We start from the raw sequence: 17,881 nt of genomic DNA on the forward strand, positions 1-17,881 counted from the left end.
GCTAAATAAAAATGAACACTTTCTGGCAGGGGGTAGCAGCGAATGGAGGGCTGCCCCGAGGGGCAGCCCTCCATTCGCTTTCGAAAATTTTTCTCCCCTGATCTTGAAATTTTTGCTTCACCATTCCTGTATAATGCTTAGATGTTGAACATTTCTACTACATACAGCAATGGGGGAGACGGAAAGGTGGAAAAGTGGCACGTGTACATGGATATTTATCAATTAAAACAGCAAGGGTTCAAGATTCGAGGAATTGCCAGAAAGCTAGGCATCTCAAGGACGACGGTCTACAAGTATCTCGAAAAATCTCCGGAAGAAATGAGTGAATGGATGGCCTCAACTCAAACCAGAAAGAAAAAGTTAGATCCGTATGAAATGCTCATCCAAACATGGCTCAGTGAACATCCGGATCTATCCGCATCACAAATTCATGATTGGTTATTTGAAAGACATTCGAATCTCAAGGTTGGCGAAAGCACCGTGCGTCTGTATGTCAATGAGCTTCGTGAAACATACAACATTCCTAAAACGGCGGAGGCGCGCGACTTTCAAAGCCTTCCAGATCCACCGATGGGCGAACAGGCTCAAGTAGACTTTGGTCACACCGTCCAAAAAACAGCTGACGGCAAGGAGATGAAGCTCACGTTCATTACATTCGTTCTTTCGCACTCGCGCTATAAATTTGTCGAGTGGCTGGACAGGCCTTTTACAACAAAAGATGTGATTAACTGCCACGAGAAGGCCTTTCATGCTTTTGGAGGCATGCCTTATGAAATCGTTTATGACCAAGATGCCTTGCTTGTCGTGAGCGAAAATGCTGGGGATTTGATCTTGACGGAGGCATTTCAGGCGTATCGCGAGGAGAGGAAATTAACCATGTACATCTGTCGCAAAGCAGACCCTCAGAGCAAGGGTTATGTATAGTAAATGATAATGTAAAGTAAACCTTTTCTTGTGGTCATATTAATTAATTTATGCGAGATTTACTTTACATTACCACTATCAATTATTGAAACTTTGCAGCCAAGTCAATAGATTTTCATTTTCTTGCCACTCCGGTGCCTCAGAAGGTGCTACATCAGTGTATGCTTTCTCTATCGCCTCTCTTTTTTGTTTTGAATCTGTTTTGGCATAGATTTCTGTCACTTGTACAGAACTGTGACCAAGAATATCTCTTATATATACAAGATTTACACCGGCTTGAAGCAAGTGCATTGCCTTTGAGTGTCTGAGACAATGGCAGGTAAACACTTCTGGAATCAATGTTTTGTTTTCTTCACGTGCTAAATTTTTGTATTTGGTTAATACATAGTTTACCCCGGCTCTTGTCAGTTTCTCCTTCCTCTTGTTGAAAAACAGAGGATATAAATTCGAAGAATTCCTCAAAAGACTTTGTTCTTCCATATATCGCCTTAGTATCTGTACAGTAGGATCCATTAAAGGTACAATCCTGGCTTTGTTTCCTTTACCGATCAATTTTATTGTATAGGGTTTATCAAACCTAACCATTGATGGCGTTAAATCTATTATTTCCTGTACCCTGGCACCCGTTTCATACATTAGTGTTAATAAAGCTAAATCTCGACGTCCGGCTATTGTTTCTAAATTTGGCATTTTTAGAAGTAGCTTTATTCCATCAAGGGTTAGATAGTTTATGGCTTTCTTGTTTGTCTTTTTGACTGGAACAGAAAGGATCTTCTGCCATTCCAATAGATGATCTGGATTCTCGTATTGAAGATACTTAAAAAAGGAGTGGATAGCTGCCAGTCGCACATTCCTTGTTGATGTGCTGCATCTACGTACGTCTTCCATCCAATCCAGATATTCCACTACGATATGTTTGGTTACCATATTCAAGGTCAAACTATCCGCGGGAATTTCCTTTTCATCGTTTAAGAAGCGAAGAAAAAGAATAAACGAGTCCCTGTAGGAGGCTATGGTGTTTGTGCTTGCGCCGGCTTCGCCTGGAAGGTATTTAGTCAGAAACCTCGTTAGATAATAGGAAAAATCAGTGGGCTTCATTTGGCTTCACCTCCGGAAACAAGTATGAACACAGCTTGTTTACATCTTGAATTAATTCCGGATACATATCCGAGGTTAATCTGACATACTTGTCGGTAGCTTCCAATGAATTGTGACCCAAGTATTTGGAAAGAATCGGGAGAGAATAGTATAAATCCATTCCTTTACGGGACATTTCTGCCAATGAATGCACACTGAATGAATGTCTAAGATCATGTACCCTTGGCCCCAAACCCTTCCCACCATGGGAAATCCCAGCTTCCCAGAGAATTTTACGAAACCACTTATATACTGTGTCCGAAGCGTACCGGCTACCATTCCACTGTATAAAAAAGTAATCCTCGGAGCCGTTTGACGATAAATGAAGATTGTATTGTTTACAAATAGTTATTAAAGAATCGGAAAGGGGGAGTATTCGATCACTTCCATTTTTCGTTTCCCGAACCATAATATAACCTTCGTCAAGGTTCACATCTTTATTTTTAAGGGACAATGCTTCATTTATCCTTAACCCGCAGCCGTAAATTACACGGAAAACGACAGGAAGAATATACTTCATATTAGAATTACGATGAACCCTTATCGTATCACATGCAGTAAAGAAAGATTTTAGCTCCTCTTTTGAAAAAATATATGGTGTGAAAGTTGATTGATACTTTTTAGGCGTTCTCGGAATGCAAGACTGATATCCCAGCTGATTCAGGTATATACAGAAGTTGGCTATATCATTAATTCGTTTATACCTGGTGACATCAGATTCATTCGGGCGTTTTTCTATCCATTTGTCTGCCAATTCCTTTGTCAAGCCGACTGAAGTTGATTCATTTTTGATTGTAAAATCGTCAAACATTTTGAAAGTATAAGTATCACTTAAGGCATAGCCCATATTTCTTTTAAATGCTATATATTGCTCTATCAAATACGTATTAACCCCTGATAATTTCATTTCAGTTCACCCCCCTGGTAATGGGGTGATTGAATTTTTGGTACATCCAGCGCACATTCACGAAGGGATTCCAAATCAATCCGAAGGTAAGTTTTTGTGCTTTCCGTATTGGTGTGTCCTAAAACCTCTGAAATAACTGGAAGGGGTGTCTTCTGTTCCAGAAGAATTCCCGCAAGACTGTGCCGCAATGCATGGGGACCATGTTTTTTATGATCAATATTACTGATGTTTGCGTGTTTTAGATAAAAGGAAACGATACTATGAAGCGTAGGCTCTTCAAGTTTGTCATATGGTTGCCCAGCTCGTAAAAATATATATGGAAGATCTGATTCAGGCCTTCCGTATTTAAGGTAATCGATAATAGCGTTTCCAAGCTCAACTAAAAGTGGGAGCTCTAATTTTTCTTTGGTTTTCTTTTGAATTAGATGTATAGTGTTGGTTTCCCAAAGTATATTTTCAAATTTTAAGCCACAGATGTCCGAGGCTCTCAATCCGAGTCTGGCTGCCAATAGTATCATAGCTTTATCTCTTTTACCTTTAGGGCTGGCTGTATCTACAGTGGCCAATACCCGTTCTACTTCATCTTTTGTATAGGTTGTAGGGAGACGTGCTTCTTTTTTATAGCTACTTTTAGGTACAAGATACGTTAAATCATAATCTAAATATTGATTATCAAATAAGTATCTTAGAAAACCACGTATGGAACTAAGCGTACAGTGTATTGTCGACTTAGAAGAAAAGCCAAGTACATTAATAAATCCCAGAATGTGTTGTTTGTCAAGACCAGAAAGAGACAATATTTTGTTCGAATTAAGATAGCTTAAGAATCTATGGAGATACAATTTGTTGCTAGCTATAGTGTCTTTCGACATCCCTTGTGCCTTTCTATAGGACAGAAAATTTTGCATAAGGTTTCCTATTTCACCTTCAAAATTATAGTCCTTTCGAACAGACCGGAATTTTATCATCCCGGTGGTTTGATACTCAATAAGCACATTGGTACTCCGTATTAAGTCCTTTTCTTTCCTGCTAAGTTCCGTATAAGATCTTTTATTTAATATGTTTGTTATGAATGCATCGCCCACCTTCGCATCAAAGATTTCCGTTCGCTGCTCTTCCATAAATTGCTTCAGACGTTTCCAACCATTTTGGTAAACCCTGATTCGCACTTTGTGATATGAAAGTTCGTTAAAATAAGCCTCCACCTCCGATGTAATTTCACAAAGTGTCTGTTTCTTTTCACCCGTCATTAAATTCCTCCCTATATTTTTTATTAGGCATCTGCCTATTTAAAATATAGGGTGATAATGTAAAGTAAATCAATAAAAAGTTTTGAAAAATAGGAGATTTATTAGTTTACTTTACATTATCATTTACTATACATAACCTTTTGCAGGGGCATCATAAGGTTGCGTATGTGATAAGGTAATTCCCAACTGCGCACAAGCGAATTGCAATGTTTCCGACCGATAGATTTTACCATTGTCCGCATATAGGACTTTTGGAACCCCTCGGCGAAGCAATGCTTCTTTGGTAATCTCACGAAGGCCGTCAAATTTCTCGTTATCGAAAAACTGTGCGTATGGGACGAGGCGCGAACAATCATCGATGTACGCATATAGATACGTTTGTTTCTTCCTGATAAATGGCCCATGGGAGACATCGCCTTGCCAAAGCACATTCACTTTGCCGTGGGCGAAACGTTTTCGGCGCGCATCTTTGGTCTCTTTGTCTGTGAGGCCCTGTTGTTTCAATAACCGGTTCACCGTGGCGTAGGACACTTCCCCGGCGTTGATGTCACCTTTTTGGATCAGCTGTTGATAAAAGACGGTCACCGGCATATCCGGCACCTCTTCACGACAAGCGAGAATATGATCCTGTTGGTCGGGCGACAACCGTCGGGCATTCCCTTTGTCCCCGCGATGTCTTGGCTTTAAGCCATCAAACCCCTCTCGCCGATACGCCGACAACCATTCCAGGATGGTCTTTGCGGCAATCTGCTTTTCACCGTAATACGGCATGTCATGCGTCTTCTGCGCTTGCTGATCCAAGTAGTCTTTGCGCTCCACCAAGTCATTGAGTAATGGCGTGATCAGCCCGTAGCGAAATAGAGCCACGTTTTCTTTCGTTTGTTCATCCATGGATTCGGATTCCCCCTTCAAAAATGTTGAAGGATGGCCGGCCATCCGTTATCTATGATTCTATCTTTTTCCTCTTGGCACGTATACGCAAACGTTATGTGGGATGGCCAAAACAACGAATGAGCGGTGCCCTGATGCCGAAATAATTTGATTATGTTATACTGGTCGTGCCATAAAATAGCTTGATAAATGACCCTTTGACCTTTTTAGGAAGGTGGATTCTCCAAAATCTCGGATCATTGTCAGGTATTTTGTGGCATTTTCTTTTTTACACCGGACGTTCAGGGCAACCCTCTGATCCATGAAGAAGCTGTGCAACCAAGTAAGGAAATAAAGAAACCGCCGCAGGTAAAAAGCGACAAGCTGGCGAAGGATCTGTCCTTTTTTCTTTTTCAACACGAGCTAATTGCGCTGTTTCAAAACCGTTGCCGCACAAGGGGTGCGAGTGACGTAAAAAAATATTTTCTCCCAAAATCAAACGGAATTAAAGGCTTGGCGAAGGTCAAAAGCACGGATCCTGATACATCGACCCCAAATCATAAAAAAACAGGTGAAACCGCTCCACTAGTGGGTTAGAATAGTTATAGACAAAAAACCAACTATTACCCTGGAGGGTCACCTGTTATGGCTATTATACCACAAATGAGCTTGTTTTCATGGGAAGATCTTGCGGATCTTGGAGATTTGGAACGCTTACGTTTGGTGCTCGATTATTTACCGGATGAAGCGTTGATGCGAACGTTGGAGAAAAAACGATATAAAGGGCGAAATGAATACCCTGTTCGCGCGATGTGGAATACGATGCTTGCAGGGGTTGTCTTTGAGCACACATCGATTGAATCATTGCGTCGGGAATTGAGCCGCAATGGACAGCTACGCGAATTGTGTGGCCTCACCGTGATCGTGCCCCCTGCTTATGTATATACGCGCTTTTTAAAAAAGCTGCGGGCGCACGAATCAAAGGTTGAAGCGATTTTTGAAACGATGGTGGAACAATTGAGCGAGCTCCTCCCTGATTTCGGGAAGGCCCTTGCGATCGATGGTAAGGCAGTAGACTCTTTTGCGAAGGGAAAACATAAGGATGAGGATCCTGACGGACGCCGTGATACCGATGCCGATTATGGGAAGAAAGAATATAAGGGGAAACACAAAGACGGGACGATCTGGAACAAAGTGATCAAATGGTTCGGCTATAAAATCCACCTGATCGTCGACGCGGCCTATGAATTGCCTGTGGCTTATTCAGTTACGAAAGCATCGGTGCCCGATATTAACGCCGGTCATGATATGATCAATGAGCTTGAAAAAGAACGCCCTTGGCTTTTGGGACAAGCAGAAACACTCGCCGGTGATCGCGGTTACGATGACACCAAAATGCTTGAGCGGCTGTGGGATGACCATCAAACCAAGCCTGTCATTGATATCCGGGACATGTGGAAAGATGGCGAGGACACGCGCCAACTGATGGACATTGAAAATGTCACGCATGACTATAAAGGCACCGTGTACTGTCACTGCCCGCTGACCGGGAAAGAGCGCGAAATGGCGAATGGGGGCTTTGAGAAAGATCGAGCCACCCTCAAAAAGCGTTGTCCGGCCAAACAATATGGCATCACCTGTGAAGGACAAGCGGAGTGTCCGATTGCCCAAGGAATTCGGATTCCGCTCAAGGAGGACCGCCGGATCTTCACGCCGATCGATCGAGCCAGTTACACATGGGCGAAGGCATACGCGAAACGAACGGCCGTGGAACGTGTGAACAGCCGGCTTGACGTCTCCTTTGGCTTCGAACAGCATACCACACGCGGGCAAAAGAAGATGAAAATGAAAACTGGGTTGGCTCTGTGCACGATGTTGGCGATGGCTTTAGGCCATATCCAAGAAGGCCGCCCGGAAAAAATGCGAAGCTTGGTTTCCTGAAAGCATCCACATGTGGGAAACCGAATTTTAAAACAGTTTTTGTGGATAACAGGGTACGTGTGTCTTTTTTGAGGTATAAAAACGAATGATATTCGAATAGTAGCGATTTTGGTTCGTGGAAGGAAATTTTAAGGCGTTTTCAACAAAAAACCAGGAGTGAACCTGGTCCCGTTTTTACGCCTAAAGCGCAAAAATCGTTACAACGCAAAAAGCTCAACACGTTTTCCACTTGATCGAGAACGGTATGTAAGGTGTGTTGGTAATAGGGAATGAGGAAGTCCGGCAAAATGGCAAAGGTTTTCTTACAAACCGGACATTGAAGCCGACAAATCGGTATGTACTCGATGTCTTCCTCAGCGATCCCGTAACGCCAATAAAACCCATGCCGATGAAGGATGTTTATGGAAGAACATTCTGGATTAGGGCAGGCATAGGCGGGAAAATCATTATCCAAGCCCTTTTCGGCATACGTGGTCAAATCCATCTCAAAATCATGAATAATCATAAAAAAAATCCTTCCGAAATAATCTGCTTAAACTTTAGCACATTATTTCAGAAGGTTTCACTTAAACATCTGAAATAATTTGAAAATATAGTAGGGTTTTGTTCGGAATTAATGTGATCACTTACAACACTCACAAAGCCCTGTATGACCTTCAGGTATTTTTGGATGAGGTAACAAAACGATGAACATTTAGATGCTCAAAAAAGAGAAGTTTGGAAATTCACAAGAAAGGGAAGGGGATAGCGTGGATAAAAACCTTATAAACGCCGACACTAAGCGCCAAATCGAAAGAATTATGACATTAAAAAGTATATCCGAAGATGAAGCCATTATTCTAGTTTTAGACAGCTATGCTGCAAGGCATGCTCGCATGTTAGAGAAAACTGTTGTAGCTTCAGAACGTGCTATGATGAAGATGAAAGAAGATATATAATATCCACTAAATTTGCCATAAAACCGATGTTATTGTATACTATGGATAGAAAAGGCATACATTAAAAAAGACCGAACGGTGCTGATACACCGACGGTCTCCCAATAGAACTCGTCCCACAGAGGCGAAGTTCACCTTTGTGCAAGGTGACTACCTACTAGATGGCTAATCCCAGGGGTAGTCACTTTTTTTTATCTTCATCATGTGACACGACATAATAAACGAGTGTGCCAACTGCAATACATAGCATCAATGACTCGTACGTGACATACATGACCGTTCACCTCCCTTCTACCCGTTAGCGACGGGTGGAAGGTACAAACGGTAAACTCCTACCCCTGAGAAACGACATTCTATTGTTCCGTCCAGTATATCATATGTTTAAAGAATTGGCTTCCGTCGATCATGCATACACCATATGTATGTCATTGACATATATATGTAAATGACATACAATTTTGATATGGAAAATAAAAACATGAATAGCCTAAACACTGAATTGTTGAAGGGAATTTTTGAATTAGTTGTACTCTTTTTAATATCGAAGAAGCCAATGTATGGTTATGAAATTACAACTTACCTTCAAGAAAACCATACCTTTACTTTAGCCAATGGTTCCATTTATCCCATTTTACAAAGATTAATTAAAAAAGGATGGGCTTCTTCTTTTGAGGAGTATCATAAAGGACGTATTCGAAAGTACTATGAAACAACAAAAGAAGGGAGAACTATAGCATTGAGTAACTTTAAACGTTTAGAAAATGTGTATGATTTTTTACGGCTTTTAAAGGAGTGAAAGCACAAATATGAAAGAATATGCATCAATTGAAACCTATTTAGATATATTAAAATACCACTTACATCCACTACCTGAAGAAGAAAAAAAACAGCAAATAAATGAAATCCGTGATCACTTGTATGAGATAAAAGATAAAAGTGATTCCTCTGAAAAGAAAACATTGCAGTCTTTTGTCTCGCCTGAAAAGCTAGCCGATGATATTCTAAACGAACATTATAAAGCAAAAAAACATTCGTTAGATGCACATGATACAAAATTTAAATTAGCGTTTGTTTCAGTGATTGCACCATTTGGACCTTTAGCTTTACCTATATTACATGGAGAATTTAACGCTTCTATTGCTGGTATTATGACAGTTTTTCTTCTTCAATTAATAGTTGGTACAGTTTCCTTTTTTGGCTACTTTAAATCAAATTTAAATCAACAAAGGTTAAAGTACCTTCGTCAAGGCATTTTAACTATGTTATTAGTTATTGCTTTACCCCTCTTTTTTTATGGTTGGAGAATCGGGCAAGATGATTTTATTTCAACATTTTCAACTATATATCTGATTATATTTTTCATAATATTTTCCTTTTATATAATGTCATTGCGAATATTATATAAAAGGAAAATCATAAACTATTATTAAACCTATATAGACATGGAAACGGTTTGCTTATACAGAAACACCACCGATAAAATCGGTGGTGTTTCTTAAAGCTAAAATTGGATTATTTTTTTGAATTTAGTCTGGATATTGAGAGCAAACAGTTGCTGAAAATACTCCAGCACACAATGCTTCACAAAAAGCTGTTAACCCCCACCCAGCAAAGTGATGATTGAAAACTTTCTAAGAAAAGATGGTTTTACACGTGTTTATAAAGCCGGTGATTGCTCTCAAGCTTTATCTTTATGCCGGTCGGTTAAACCTGATATTGCAATACTGGATGTCATGTTACCTGATGGGGACGGCTTCTCGCTTCTCACTTCTATTCGAAAGTTTTCGGATATGCCTGCCCTATTTTTGACGGCTCGCGGTGAAGATGAAGATCGAATTTTAGGTTTGGGCTTAGGTGCAGATGATTATATCGTAAAACCGTTCCTACCTCGCGAGATGGTATTGCGCTTGATCGCCATCCTAAAACGTACCTATAGCTCCTCTGACACAGAAGAAAGATTACCTATTTTCCAATTAGGTGACCAGACGGTTGATTTAGAAAGTGCAGTGGTAACTAACAAGCAAAACACCGTACCTTTGACAGCGAAGGAACATGCGCTTCTTGTAAAATTGTACGAGAATCAAGGAAGAATTGTCACGAACGATGCTCTATGTCAATCTGCCTGGGGAGATGACAGTTACGGTTACGAAAATACATTGATGGTTCATATTAGGCGAATTCGAGAAAAAATCGAACAAGAGCCTTCCAAGCCCGGTTATCTACTCACCGTTCGGGGACTTGGTTATAAACTGATAGGGAAGGAGCAACGTTAAGTGGAAGGCGTTCTTCATATATTACGACGCTATGTCGTTACGACGATCTTAATTTCCATATTTCTTCTTCTGATTAACTTCTTCCTATTAGGCACACTAGTTTTCACTGAAATCAACCAAGAACCTTCACCTGAGAACGTTGTAGAGGAGGTTGCTGATGATTTAAACATACAGGGCGGAAGCTATGATCTGAATGAGCATAGTGAGGCTCTTTTGCAAGATAATCAGGCTTGGGCGATGTTACTTGGTAACGATGGCGACGTTCAATGGAACTATCGTTTGCCAGATGATCTGCCGCGTTCCTACGATTTGGTAGATGTTGCGCAATTCTCCCGTTACTATCTAAATGATTATCCTGTTTATATTTGGGAGCATGAGAATGGCTTAGTTGTGATGGGCTATCCTCAGGATAGTTATTGGAAATACCAAATTCAATTTTTGTCAGACTGGATTGAATCATTCCCATTGAGATTAGTGCTTCTGTTTTTATTTAATATTGCTTTAGCTATGCTTATTTCGATCATCATGGGTTCACGGCTCATAAAAAAAATACGCCCTTTGGTAACTGCAGTCCATAATCTGGGTAAGGAAAAAGACGTTCAATTAGATCATAGTGGGCTATTTGGTGATTTGGCGCAAAGTATTAATGCCGCTTCATCTACGCTTGAAAATAAAACAATGGCATTGAAAGAAAGAGATGAAGCAAGGTCTAACTGGATAGCCGGAATTTCGCATGATATTCGGACACCACTTTCCATGGTGCTTGGCTATGCAAGCGACATGGAAGATAATACGAACTTAACGCACGAGCAACGAAATCAGGCTACTGTTATTCGACGGCAAGGGGAAAAGCTTGGTTCACTGATCAATGATCTGAATTTGGTTTCGATGCTCGAGTACGAAATGCAGCCGATAAATTTAAAGAAGGTTCGACTTTCAGTTTTGGTTAGACAGGTTGTCACAGACTTTTTGAATGATGGGTTAGACGATAAGTTTAATATTGAACTAAACATGTTGGTTGAAAGCATCCAGATTATTGGAGATGAGAAACTATTGTCCCGAGCAGTTGGTAATCTGGTCCAAAATAGCATCCGCCATAATCCTCAAGGTTGCGACATCATGTTGGAAACCCACTTATCCGAGGATCGGTCAAAATATTACCTGATCGTAGAAGATAACGGGAAAGGGATACCAAAGAGAGACATAGCAGATGTCACCGAATTGCCTTATACATCAAAAAAACCTCGACCTGACAAACATGGTCATGGACTTGGAATACCAATGGTTGCGAGAATTGTTGAAGCCCATGGTGGTAACCTAACGCTTGAAAGTGATGCCCCCCACAAAGGCTTAATAGTTTCAATGGAATTTCCAGTTTCGGAATAAAGTTTACACGCATGTTCCTTTTTTGATCCATCAATGCCACTTCACAGAATGCCCCTTCTGTGAAGTGACACTAACAAAGGAGAGGAGAAATCGCTATGGTGAACTCCATTATCCAACCAGTTCACTTCACGAAAAAACAAACGTTGGAAAGTGAGCGCCCGACAGACTTATCAGATGGTTCAACAGAGTAGATGCAAAAGTATATACAATTTGCTGTGCCATAATCAAAGGGAAAACGTATTGAACCATTTTGCGAATGTCAGGCAGTATTTCATATGGAATGACACTCATGTATGGATTCTTATGGTGATTTTATAGATTGAGCATTAGAGGAACGCATATTCTTTGCGATATTTGTGATTAAAACAGTGGGAAATAAACGCTTAGTATTAATTATAAACAGCATATAAAGTGATGAAGTCGTCATTGTTTCGTCACTGAAACAGAGGACAGGTACATATATTTAAAATAATTAGATGTGTAAAGGTTTTGATGTTAACATGGAAATGTAAAAAAATCACTATTTTCAGGACAAATCGAAAGGTTTAACTCAAGAATGAATGTAAAATTTTCCGGAATTGGGGTGTCTTAATCAAATACAAATTATACCAGAACCAGGCTTTAATTGAGGAAGTCTTGTAATATCAGGAGGTGTTTTCATGGTTCACCCATTAATAGCTTTACTTATAATTGTTGCTGTTACTTACGGGAGTTATAGCATCTTTAAAGTGAATCTTGAAAAATTTGGATGGATGAGGAAGATATCTACGGCAGGAAAGATTACAATATTTTCTGGATATATCGTATTGGCAGGGGCGTTTTTTGTAATTATTAGTTGGCAATACATTAGTTTTTAAATAGCCCAATTAGAAACAAACTTTTCTATTAGTATTGGGAAATTCGGAAAGTATTTAGAAAAATTTCTAATGCAAGAATATTGGCAATCACTCCTTCTAACGTATGCAGATGGCAGTGATGAAGGAGTTTGGGAAGCTTTGTTTACAATGAAAGAATTGTTTCAGAAGCATGCAAAAATCGTTGCTGATGTGTTCTATTTTGAGTATCCGCACGAAGAAGCATAACATGTTACCCGTTATTTAAGGATTGCTGAACAACTTGCAGCTATCAGCTGAAGCCGGGATGCCGCTTCCATGGCTTCGCTTTCCGCGGACGAACGGTCAAGCCTCCTCGCGCAACACCGGCGCTGCGGGGGCTTGACGCGTCTGTTTTGATGTCTACGCCATTGCAGCGTCATCCCTCCGTACGTTGCCAGAAGTGCAAGGGTTTTTTGCTTAATGGAAAGCATGTTAGAAATCTCCTTTCTCAGTGGAAGAAAGTTGAAGGCGAAATTCAAAAACCTTATGGTCCTCGGAATTCCACGCTCTAAAAGCATGGACATGGGCGAACACAAGAAAGGGCTATTGGCATATCGCCCATAGCCCGATCCTACACAAAACCCTCGGCACCCAATACTGGACGAACAACGGGTTGAAAAACTTGTTAAACCGTTATGTGAACGTCTTCGTTTGACTTGACCGGAACCGCCGTATATGGTCTCTGCTACTCGATGGCTTCAGCATGTGCCTTTAGGATTTTGTTGCTTCAATTTTCCTCGTCGTCATCATCGTCATCATCGTCATCCTCATCGTCCTCGTCATCCTCTTCATCATTCTCGTTGTCCTCATCGTCATCCTCATCCTCATCCTCGTCTCCATCTCCCTCTTCCTCTTCCTCTTCCTCTTCATCATCTTCCTCGTCATCCTCATCTTCGGTACGTCCTTCTTCGTCCTCATCCGGATCGTCCTCGTCATCCTCGACGCCATCCGGGACGTCTACGCTCGTTTCGGCAGAGTCGATACTGTTTCCATCTTGTGTTGCCACCACTTCAAAGCTGTGCTCACCGGATTCGGGTTCGGAAAGAACGTATTCTTGTTCATCGCTATCGGCAACTTCACTCATGCCATCCCCGGGATCATGGCTGACCGAGAACGTGACATCATCCGCCTCATCTTCTGGAAAGTCCCAACTAACGACGATTTCCTCGTCTTCTTCATCATAGGTGGCATCCAACTCCGAAATCGAAGCATCCACTTCATAGGTGTCGGAGGTTTCCTGTGGTTCGTTTCCGCAGATGAATAGCTCCGTTGTGATCTCATTACTCGGGGTAAAATCACTCGGTAGTTGCCCGCTGCCTTCTTCCATTTCACTTTCACAAACGGAATTAGGCTGCGAGAAGTCAGCGGTGTCTTCCCCTTCGTGGACGTTCGACATGATTATCCTAAAAATATCCCGGGCGATCTGTTGCTCCTCACCGGCAGCTAAATAACCGTCTCCACGATTGCTGTGGCCGGTCCATACAGCTGCCGTATAATCGGTCGTGTAACCGTTAAACCAAACGTCGGGAACCGCGCCCTCAGGCACGTTTGCCCGTTGATCCTTGTCAAAGTTCGATGTGCCGGTTTTGCCCGCTAGCGGCAATCCTTCGATGTTGGCCCGCTGTCCGGTCCCCGATGAATCGCTCACTACACCCTTGAGCATATCCGAAATCATATAAGCGGTGTAGTCATTCATCGCGCGCTCGGATTCAGGGGAGAATTCGATTTCCCGACCGTCCCGGAATTCAATCTTGCGGACAGCGTGCGGTTCATTGTATACGCCGTCATTGCCAAAGGCTGCGTACGCACCCGCCATATCCAAACTCGGCACGCCTTCTTCGGTACCACCCAATGCGTAGGATTCATAAATTTCATCACCTAGGTCGAGCCCAAGCCCTTCCGCGAAAGCTTGTGCGTCGTCTGTTCCGACCTCCTGGATCGCTTTCACGGCCGGAATATTCAAAGAGCGCACGAGGGCTTCACGCATTGTCACTTCACCGCTGTAGCCTCCGCCGTAATTCGTCACCTCGGTTTCATCAACGTCGGTATACGAATGGGGCTCATCGACGAGCGGTTCTCCCGTTGACCATTGCTGATAATCAATGGCCGGTCCGTAATCAAGGATTGGTTTGATCGTAGATCCAGGTTGGCCACCACCTGTGGACGCGTGGTTCCAGCCTCTTTGCTCATCGGTTTCCTGACGATTTCCGACCATTGCGCGCAAGGCTCCGGTCTCGGTATCCAGCAGGGTAAAACCGACTTGAAAATCTTCATTATCCGGGTATTGGGCAATATAATCATCGGTTTGAATCACGTCTTCGGCGTATGCTTGGGCGTCTGGATCCAATGTGGTGTAAATATCAAAACCGGCAGCATACAAGTCCGCGCTTTCAATCCCCTCGATATTTTCCACTTCATTCATGACTTGATCGACAAATGATTCATACATCCCCTCGTCTTCGGCAGGCGTGTAATCCAGTTGATCTTCAATATCGACCGCTCTTGCCTCGGCGGCTTCATCACCTGTGATTAGCTCCTGTTCCTCCATCAGGGAAATGACCAAGTTTCGTCGCTCCTCGGCATTTTCAGGGTTACTTTCCGGGTTATAATAGGAGGGGCGCCGTGGAATGGCCGCCAATGCAGCTGAATCGGCCACCGTGAGTTCGCTTAGATCATCTTTGTTGAAATAACGAATGGCAGCCTCGCCAACCCCCCAAGCGCTTTCATCAAAATAATTAATGTTCAAATACATTTCCAGGATTTCATCTTTGGAATATTGTTGTTCCATGCGCACGGAAAGCCATTGCTCTTGCACTTTTCTTTCAATCGTTTGATCCGTGGACAAAAAAGCTTGTTTAACAAGCTGCTGTGTGATGGTGCTCGCGCCTTCCGAACCGAAACCTTGCGTAATATTCGAAGTGATGGCTCCGCCAATCCGGCGGACATCAATACCCATATGATCGTAAAAGCGATAATCTTCAACAGCAATGAAGGCATCTTTCATGTGCTCGGGCATTTCCGAAATATCACGATACGTGCGATTTTCCGTCCCTTGTAAGCGAAAAATTTCATTGTCATCCTGGTCATAAATCGTTGAACCTTCTGCGAACACCAGCTCATCGGCATCAATGGGAGGGGCGTTTGAAATCATCGCTACCGCTGTCGCTGTTCCGCCGATAATGGCAACAAGCATGACAATGAGCGCGCTTACCAAGCTCTTCTTTAAAGCGCCACTTTTCTTTTTCCTCCGTTTTTTAGTGTTTTTATTTCCTTTACGCGCCGTTTCCCGGGCACGCCGTTTTTCAGTTCTCGATCTATATTCGGACATAGAATTACGGTTCCCTCATTTCTGAATGAGCCATTTTCCTCATACATTTGTCGACGTTTGTCCTTATTTGTTACGCAGTTACCTAAAAAAATAACCGATGCACAGCCGGTAAAAAATCGATCGGCGGAATGAAACCACTCGACACAGCTAAGCTATTTTCGGCAATCACTTGCTTTTGTAATGATTTGCGTGTGCTTCTCTCTTTTAATTGTACAAAAACAGAAGCCTTCATTACAAAAATTTCGTCGGTTTCCGCGAAGCGAAGGATCAGAAAGGCGCACCCTTGTTGCTCATCCACATCCGCTAAGTGACGCAGTTGATGCTCATGAAAATTTTTAAAGGGAAACGATTGTTTCTGTCTCGTTTCCTTCGCTTCAAAATCGAGATAACATCCACGGTAAACCCCATTGTAGTCAGTTGTGGAAGCTTGCCGAAAGTAGGCTTCCGTAATTTTCGCCCGGCTTCTTGCCGGATAGTCGACGTTAACAATTTGCACGGGTGTTGGTTTTTTGTGAATGACGGCCAACTTTTCCCGCCGATAGTAAGCGATCGATTCGTTGATATCATCTTCCAACCGCATCCCCCGATTCCCGTTGTTCGTTGCAGGAAGGGAGGAGGACGTTTTTTTTGACGTATATAATTTTCCGTTGGGGTATCGAAAGCGCAACCGAGTTCCCCATCCTTTCATTATGCATGGTTTCCAATCAACATTAAATAATACCATAAATATAAGAATTATAGAACCACCTTTCGCCTTGTCCATTGAAATGTTAAACTTTCATTGGGAACAATATTACGGAAATGAGGCATATTATGACGCAGAAGCCTTTAAACATCGGTTTTGGCAACATTGTGCCTTCGGGTCGGATCGTTTCGATCGTACAAGCAGATTCTGCGCCGACCAAAAGGATGATTCAGGAGGCACGAGAGCGCCAGATGCTCGTCGATGCGACAAATGGCCGCAAAACGAGAAGCATTATATTGGTGGACAGCGAGCACTTAATCTTGTCGGCGATCCATCCGGAAACCGTCGCGCAAAGATTGGATGCTTAAGGAAAACATGCAGCGAAATCCCGGAACCTTTGCCGAATAGACACCTCTTTTGTCAGGCTTGCAGGTTTCTTTTAACGAAAAGAGAAACTTAAAAGTTACAAGCGTGAAAAGGAAGGTGTTTAGGATGGCAACCTTGGTGAAGACGAAAAACGTCGCTGAAGTATTGCGAGTTGCCCCAAAGACGGTGCAAACGTGGGTAAGAAAATATCAAATTCCGGTGCAAACGAATGACCGTGGCCACTATTTATATGACCATAACTCCATTGACCGTTTGCGAACCGTAAAGTCCACGCAGATGCCGGAGGAAAAGGAACCATTCATTGAACGAGAGGCAAAGCCGACATACGAAGAAGCGGAGAAGCGCATGGATGACATTTTGCGCAGGTTGGATCATCTTGAAAATATGATCGAGCAAAAAGCCGATGAAGTCGTTAGTTTCCAACTCCTTAAGCATCGACAAGAATTGGACGACGTTCAGTGTTCCCTGGCCGCGATGGAAAAAGATCTGAAAGATTTGCAAGTCGAAAAGATTGAACCCGAACGAAGGATTGAAGGTCCGAAGAAAGAACGGGGAAAATTAGCAAATATGTTTTTATTTTCAAGTTAGAAGGTTGGATCATGGAAAAAGAAATCATCGCCCTGAGCCGGCGTTTATCGAAAGATATGGAAGAAGCAAACTTTTATCGAAACGCGGTTGACGAAGGCAGATCGTTTTCGTTTCAAGAGGAGATCGTTCCTTTCGTGGACGATGTACAGGCCAGAGCCGAGGAGTGGCGTGCGGACGTGCAATCGCTCCTTTCCAAACGCGCACTCGGTGTACTGCATCCCGACCAGGTGGAGCATACGTATGAAAATATGTACGTACTGGCCACGGAATCTTTTCAACCGCATATACAAAAGCAGCGTTATCAAGAACGGCAACAAGCAATTGCGTACATTTTGAATATCGTACTCGAAGAATTGGAAACAAGAAAACGATAGCAGGGTTCCGACAGGTCCC

19 protein-coding genes and 1 pseudogene are annotated in these 17,881 nt (G+C 42.5%); 12 read left to right on the forward strand and 8 right to left on the reverse strand.

Translation table 11 applies throughout. The features are described 5' to 3' along the window. The first annotated feature begins 207 nt into the window (after positions 1 to 207). A complete protein-coding gene (locus tag HUG20_RS08460) occupies positions 208 to 924 on the forward strand; it encodes a helix-turn-helix domain-containing protein (protein WP_343073203.1) in 717 nt (238 codons plus the stop codon). Positions 925 to 1,002: 78 nt separating this feature from the next. Here HUG20_RS08460 and HUG20_RS08465 read toward each other — a convergent pair whose 3' ends face one another. From HUG20_RS08465 to HUG20_RS08480, 4 genes and pseudogenes are all read right to left on the reverse strand, one after another. After that, entirely contained in the window at positions 1,003 to 2,022 is a 1,020-nt protein-coding gene (locus tag HUG20_RS08465; protein WP_200090091.1) for a site-specific integrase, read from the reverse strand. Continuing rightward, positions 2,009 to 2,968 (reverse strand): tyrosine-type recombinase/integrase, encoded by a 960-nt coding sequence (locus HUG20_RS08470; protein WP_200090092.1) that lies wholly within the window; start codon positions 2,966 to 2,968, stop codon positions 2,009 to 2,011. Before HUG20_RS08470 ends, HUG20_RS08465 begins: the two co-directional genes overlap by 14 nt. Then, positions 2,965 to 4,218, reverse strand: a complete 1,254-nt coding sequence (locus HUG20_RS08475) for a site-specific integrase (RefSeq protein WP_200090093.1) — start codon at positions 4,216 to 4,218, stop codon at positions 2,965 to 2,967. Before HUG20_RS08475 ends, HUG20_RS08470 begins: the two co-directional genes overlap by 4 nt. Positions 4,219 to 4,347: 129 nt before the next feature. Further along, positions 4,348 to 5,109, reverse strand: a pseudogene (locus tag HUG20_RS08480) (DDE-type integrase/transposase/recombinase); the annotation flags it as partial. 624 nt (positions 5,110 to 5,733) lie between these two features. On the opposite strand from HUG20_RS08480, the gene HUG20_RS08485 reads away from it, so the two are divergent. Next, complete coding sequence (locus tag HUG20_RS08485) at positions 5,734 to 7,029, forward strand: transposase (protein WP_200085837.1); 1,296 nt, start codon at positions 5,734 to 5,736, stop codon at positions 7,027 to 7,029. Positions 7,030 to 7,168: 139 nt separating this feature from the next. Here the strand turns inward: HUG20_RS08485 and HUG20_RS08490 are convergent, their stop codons facing one another. Then, complete coding sequence (locus HUG20_RS08490) at positions 7,169 to 7,534, reverse strand: DUF6431 domain-containing protein (protein ID WP_200090095.1); 366 nt, start codon at positions 7,532 to 7,534, stop codon at positions 7,169 to 7,171. A gap of 193 nt (positions 7,535 to 7,727) precedes the next feature. Here HUG20_RS08490 and HUG20_RS08495 point away from each other — a divergent pair, with 193 nt between their 5' ends. The 7 genes from HUG20_RS08495 (at position 7,728) to HUG20_RS08525 (ending at position 12,707) form a co-directional block, all read left to right on the forward strand. Then, positions 7,728 to 7,967: a hypothetical protein gene (locus tag HUG20_RS08495; RefSeq protein WP_200090096.1), complete on the forward strand. Its 240-nt coding sequence runs from the start codon at positions 7,728 to 7,730 to the stop codon at positions 7,965 to 7,967. Between the two features lie 477 nt (positions 7,968 to 8,444). Beyond that, entirely contained in the window at positions 8,445 to 8,762 is a 318-nt protein-coding gene (locus HUG20_RS08500) for a PadR family transcriptional regulator (protein WP_246476584.1), read from the forward strand. A gap of 10 nt (positions 8,763 to 8,772) precedes the next feature. After that, positions 8,773 to 9,396, forward strand: a complete 624-nt coding sequence (locus HUG20_RS08505; protein WP_200090098.1) for an HAAS signaling domain-containing protein — start codon at positions 8,773 to 8,775, stop codon at positions 9,394 to 9,396. 186 nt (positions 9,397 to 9,582) lie between these two features. Further along, positions 9,583 to 10,239 carry a response regulator transcription factor gene (locus HUG20_RS08510; protein WP_200090099.1) on the forward strand — a complete coding sequence of 219 codons (657 nt, stop codon included), beginning with the start codon at positions 9,583 to 9,585 and terminating at the stop codon, positions 10,237 to 10,239. Then, positions 10,240 to 11,625 carry a HAMP domain-containing sensor histidine kinase gene (locus HUG20_RS08515; RefSeq protein ID WP_200090100.1) on the forward strand — a complete coding sequence of 462 codons (1,386 nt, stop codon included), beginning with the start codon at positions 10,240 to 10,242 and terminating at the stop codon, positions 11,623 to 11,625. A 659-nt stretch (positions 11,626 to 12,284) separates the two neighbouring features. After that, positions 12,285 to 12,482: a hypothetical protein gene (locus HUG20_RS08520; protein WP_200090101.1), complete on the forward strand. Its 198-nt coding sequence runs from the start codon at positions 12,285 to 12,287 to the stop codon at positions 12,480 to 12,482. 69 nt (positions 12,483 to 12,551) lie between these two features. Then, on the forward strand, positions 12,552 to 12,707 hold the full coding sequence (locus tag HUG20_RS08525; RefSeq protein ID WP_246476585.1) for an aminoglycoside 6-adenylyltransferase: 156 nt from the start codon (positions 12,552 to 12,554) through the stop codon (positions 12,705 to 12,707). A gap of 11 nt (positions 12,708 to 12,718) precedes the next feature. On the opposite strand, the gene HUG20_RS08530 is transcribed toward HUG20_RS08525, so the two are convergent. The 3 genes from HUG20_RS08530 to recU form a co-directional block, all read right to left on the reverse strand. Next, positions 12,719 to 12,931, reverse strand: a complete 213-nt coding sequence (locus tag HUG20_RS08530; RefSeq protein WP_200090102.1) for a hypothetical protein — start codon at positions 12,929 to 12,931, stop codon at positions 12,719 to 12,721. A 296-nt stretch (positions 12,932 to 13,227) separates the two neighbouring features. Continuing rightward, entirely contained in the window at positions 13,228 to 15,828 is a 2,601-nt protein-coding gene (locus HUG20_RS08535) for a transglycosylase domain-containing protein (protein WP_200090103.1), read from the reverse strand. Between the two features lie 82 nt (positions 15,829 to 15,910). Further along, on the reverse strand, positions 15,911 to 16,495 hold the full coding sequence (recU, locus tag HUG20_RS08540) for a Holliday junction resolvase RecU (RefSeq protein ID WP_200090104.1): 585 nt from the start codon (positions 16,493 to 16,495) through the stop codon (positions 15,911 to 15,913). A gap of 146 nt (positions 16,496 to 16,641) precedes the next feature. Between recU and HUG20_RS08545 the strand changes: the two genes are divergently transcribed. From HUG20_RS08545 to HUG20_RS08555, 3 genes are all read left to right on the forward strand, one after another. After that, a complete protein-coding gene (locus HUG20_RS08545; protein WP_142086688.1) occupies positions 16,642 to 16,881 on the forward strand; it encodes a DUF370 domain-containing protein in 240 nt (79 codons plus the stop codon). Between the two features lie 124 nt (positions 16,882 to 17,005). Further along, positions 17,006 to 17,488 (forward strand): MerR family transcriptional regulator, encoded by a 483-nt coding sequence (locus tag HUG20_RS08550; RefSeq protein ID WP_200090105.1) that lies wholly within the window; start codon positions 17,006 to 17,008, stop codon positions 17,486 to 17,488. 11 nt (positions 17,489 to 17,499) lie between these two features. After that, positions 17,500 to 17,862, forward strand: a complete 363-nt coding sequence (locus tag HUG20_RS08555) for a DUF1798 family protein (protein WP_200090106.1) — start codon at positions 17,500 to 17,502, stop codon at positions 17,860 to 17,862. The last annotated feature ends 19 nt before the right edge of the window (positions 17,863 to 17,881 follow it).

This window comes from Salicibibacter cibi (assembly GCF_016495865.1).
Taxonomy (GTDB): domain Bacteria; phylum Bacillota; class Bacilli; order Bacillales; family Marinococcaceae; genus Salicibibacter; species Salicibibacter cibi.

Excerpts from the sequence above, each read along its gene's own strand:
- HUG20_RS08510 (WP_200090099.1), top strand. The coding sequence starts at position 9,583 with ATGATTGAAAACTTTCTAAGAAAAGATGGTTTTACACGTGTTTATAAA.
- HUG20_RS08460 (WP_343073203.1), top strand. The coding sequence starts at position 208 with ATGGATATTTATCAATTAAAACAGCAAGGGTTCAAGATTCGAGGAATT.
- HUG20_RS08475 (WP_200090093.1), bottom strand. The coding sequence starts at position 4,218 with ATGACGGGTGAAAAGAAACAGACACTTTGTGAAATTACATCGGAGGTG.
- HUG20_RS08555 (WP_200090106.1), top strand. The coding sequence starts at position 17,500 with ATGGAAAAAGAAATCATCGCCCTGAGCCGGCGTTTATCGAAAGATATG.
- HUG20_RS08525 (WP_246476585.1), top strand. The coding sequence starts at position 12,552 with ATGCAAGAATATTGGCAATCACTCCTTCTAACGTATGCAGATGGCAGT.
- HUG20_RS08505 (WP_200090098.1), top strand. The coding sequence starts at position 8,773 with ATGAAAGAATATGCATCAATTGAAACCTATTTAGATATATTAAAATAC.
- HUG20_RS08470 (WP_200090092.1), bottom strand. The coding sequence starts at position 2,968 with ATGAAATTATCAGGGGTTAATACGTATTTGATAGAGCAATATATAGCA.
- HUG20_RS08550 (WP_200090105.1), top strand. The coding sequence starts at position 17,006 with ATGGCAACCTTGGTGAAGACGAAAAACGTCGCTGAAGTATTGCGAGTT.
- HUG20_RS08490 (WP_200090095.1), bottom strand. The coding sequence starts at position 7,534 with ATGATTATTCATGATTTTGAGATGGATTTGACCACGTATGCCGAAAAG.
- HUG20_RS08485 (WP_200085837.1), top strand. The coding sequence starts at position 5,734 with ATGGCTATTATACCACAAATGAGCTTGTTTTCATGGGAAGATCTTGCG.
- HUG20_RS08535 (WP_200090103.1), bottom strand. The coding sequence starts at position 15,828 with ATGTCCGAATATAGATCGAGAACTGAAAAACGGCGTGCCCGGGAAACG.
- HUG20_RS08545 (WP_142086688.1), top strand. The coding sequence starts at position 16,642 with ATGACGCAGAAGCCTTTAAACATCGGTTTTGGCAACATTGTGCCTTCG.
- HUG20_RS08530 (WP_200090102.1), bottom strand. The coding sequence starts at position 12,931 with ATGCTTTCCATTAAGCAAAAAACCCTTGCACTTCTGGCAACGTACGGA.
- HUG20_RS08495 (WP_200090096.1), top strand. The coding sequence starts at position 7,728 with ATGCTCAAAAAAGAGAAGTTTGGAAATTCACAAGAAAGGGAAGGGGAT.
- HUG20_RS08520 (WP_200090101.1), top strand. The coding sequence starts at position 12,285 with ATGGTTCACCCATTAATAGCTTTACTTATAATTGTTGCTGTTACTTAC.
- HUG20_RS08465 (WP_200090091.1), bottom strand. The coding sequence starts at position 2,022 with ATGAAGCCCACTGATTTTTCCTATTATCTAACGAGGTTTCTGACTAAA.
- HUG20_RS08500 (WP_246476584.1), top strand. The coding sequence starts at position 8,445 with ATGAATAGCCTAAACACTGAATTGTTGAAGGGAATTTTTGAATTAGTT.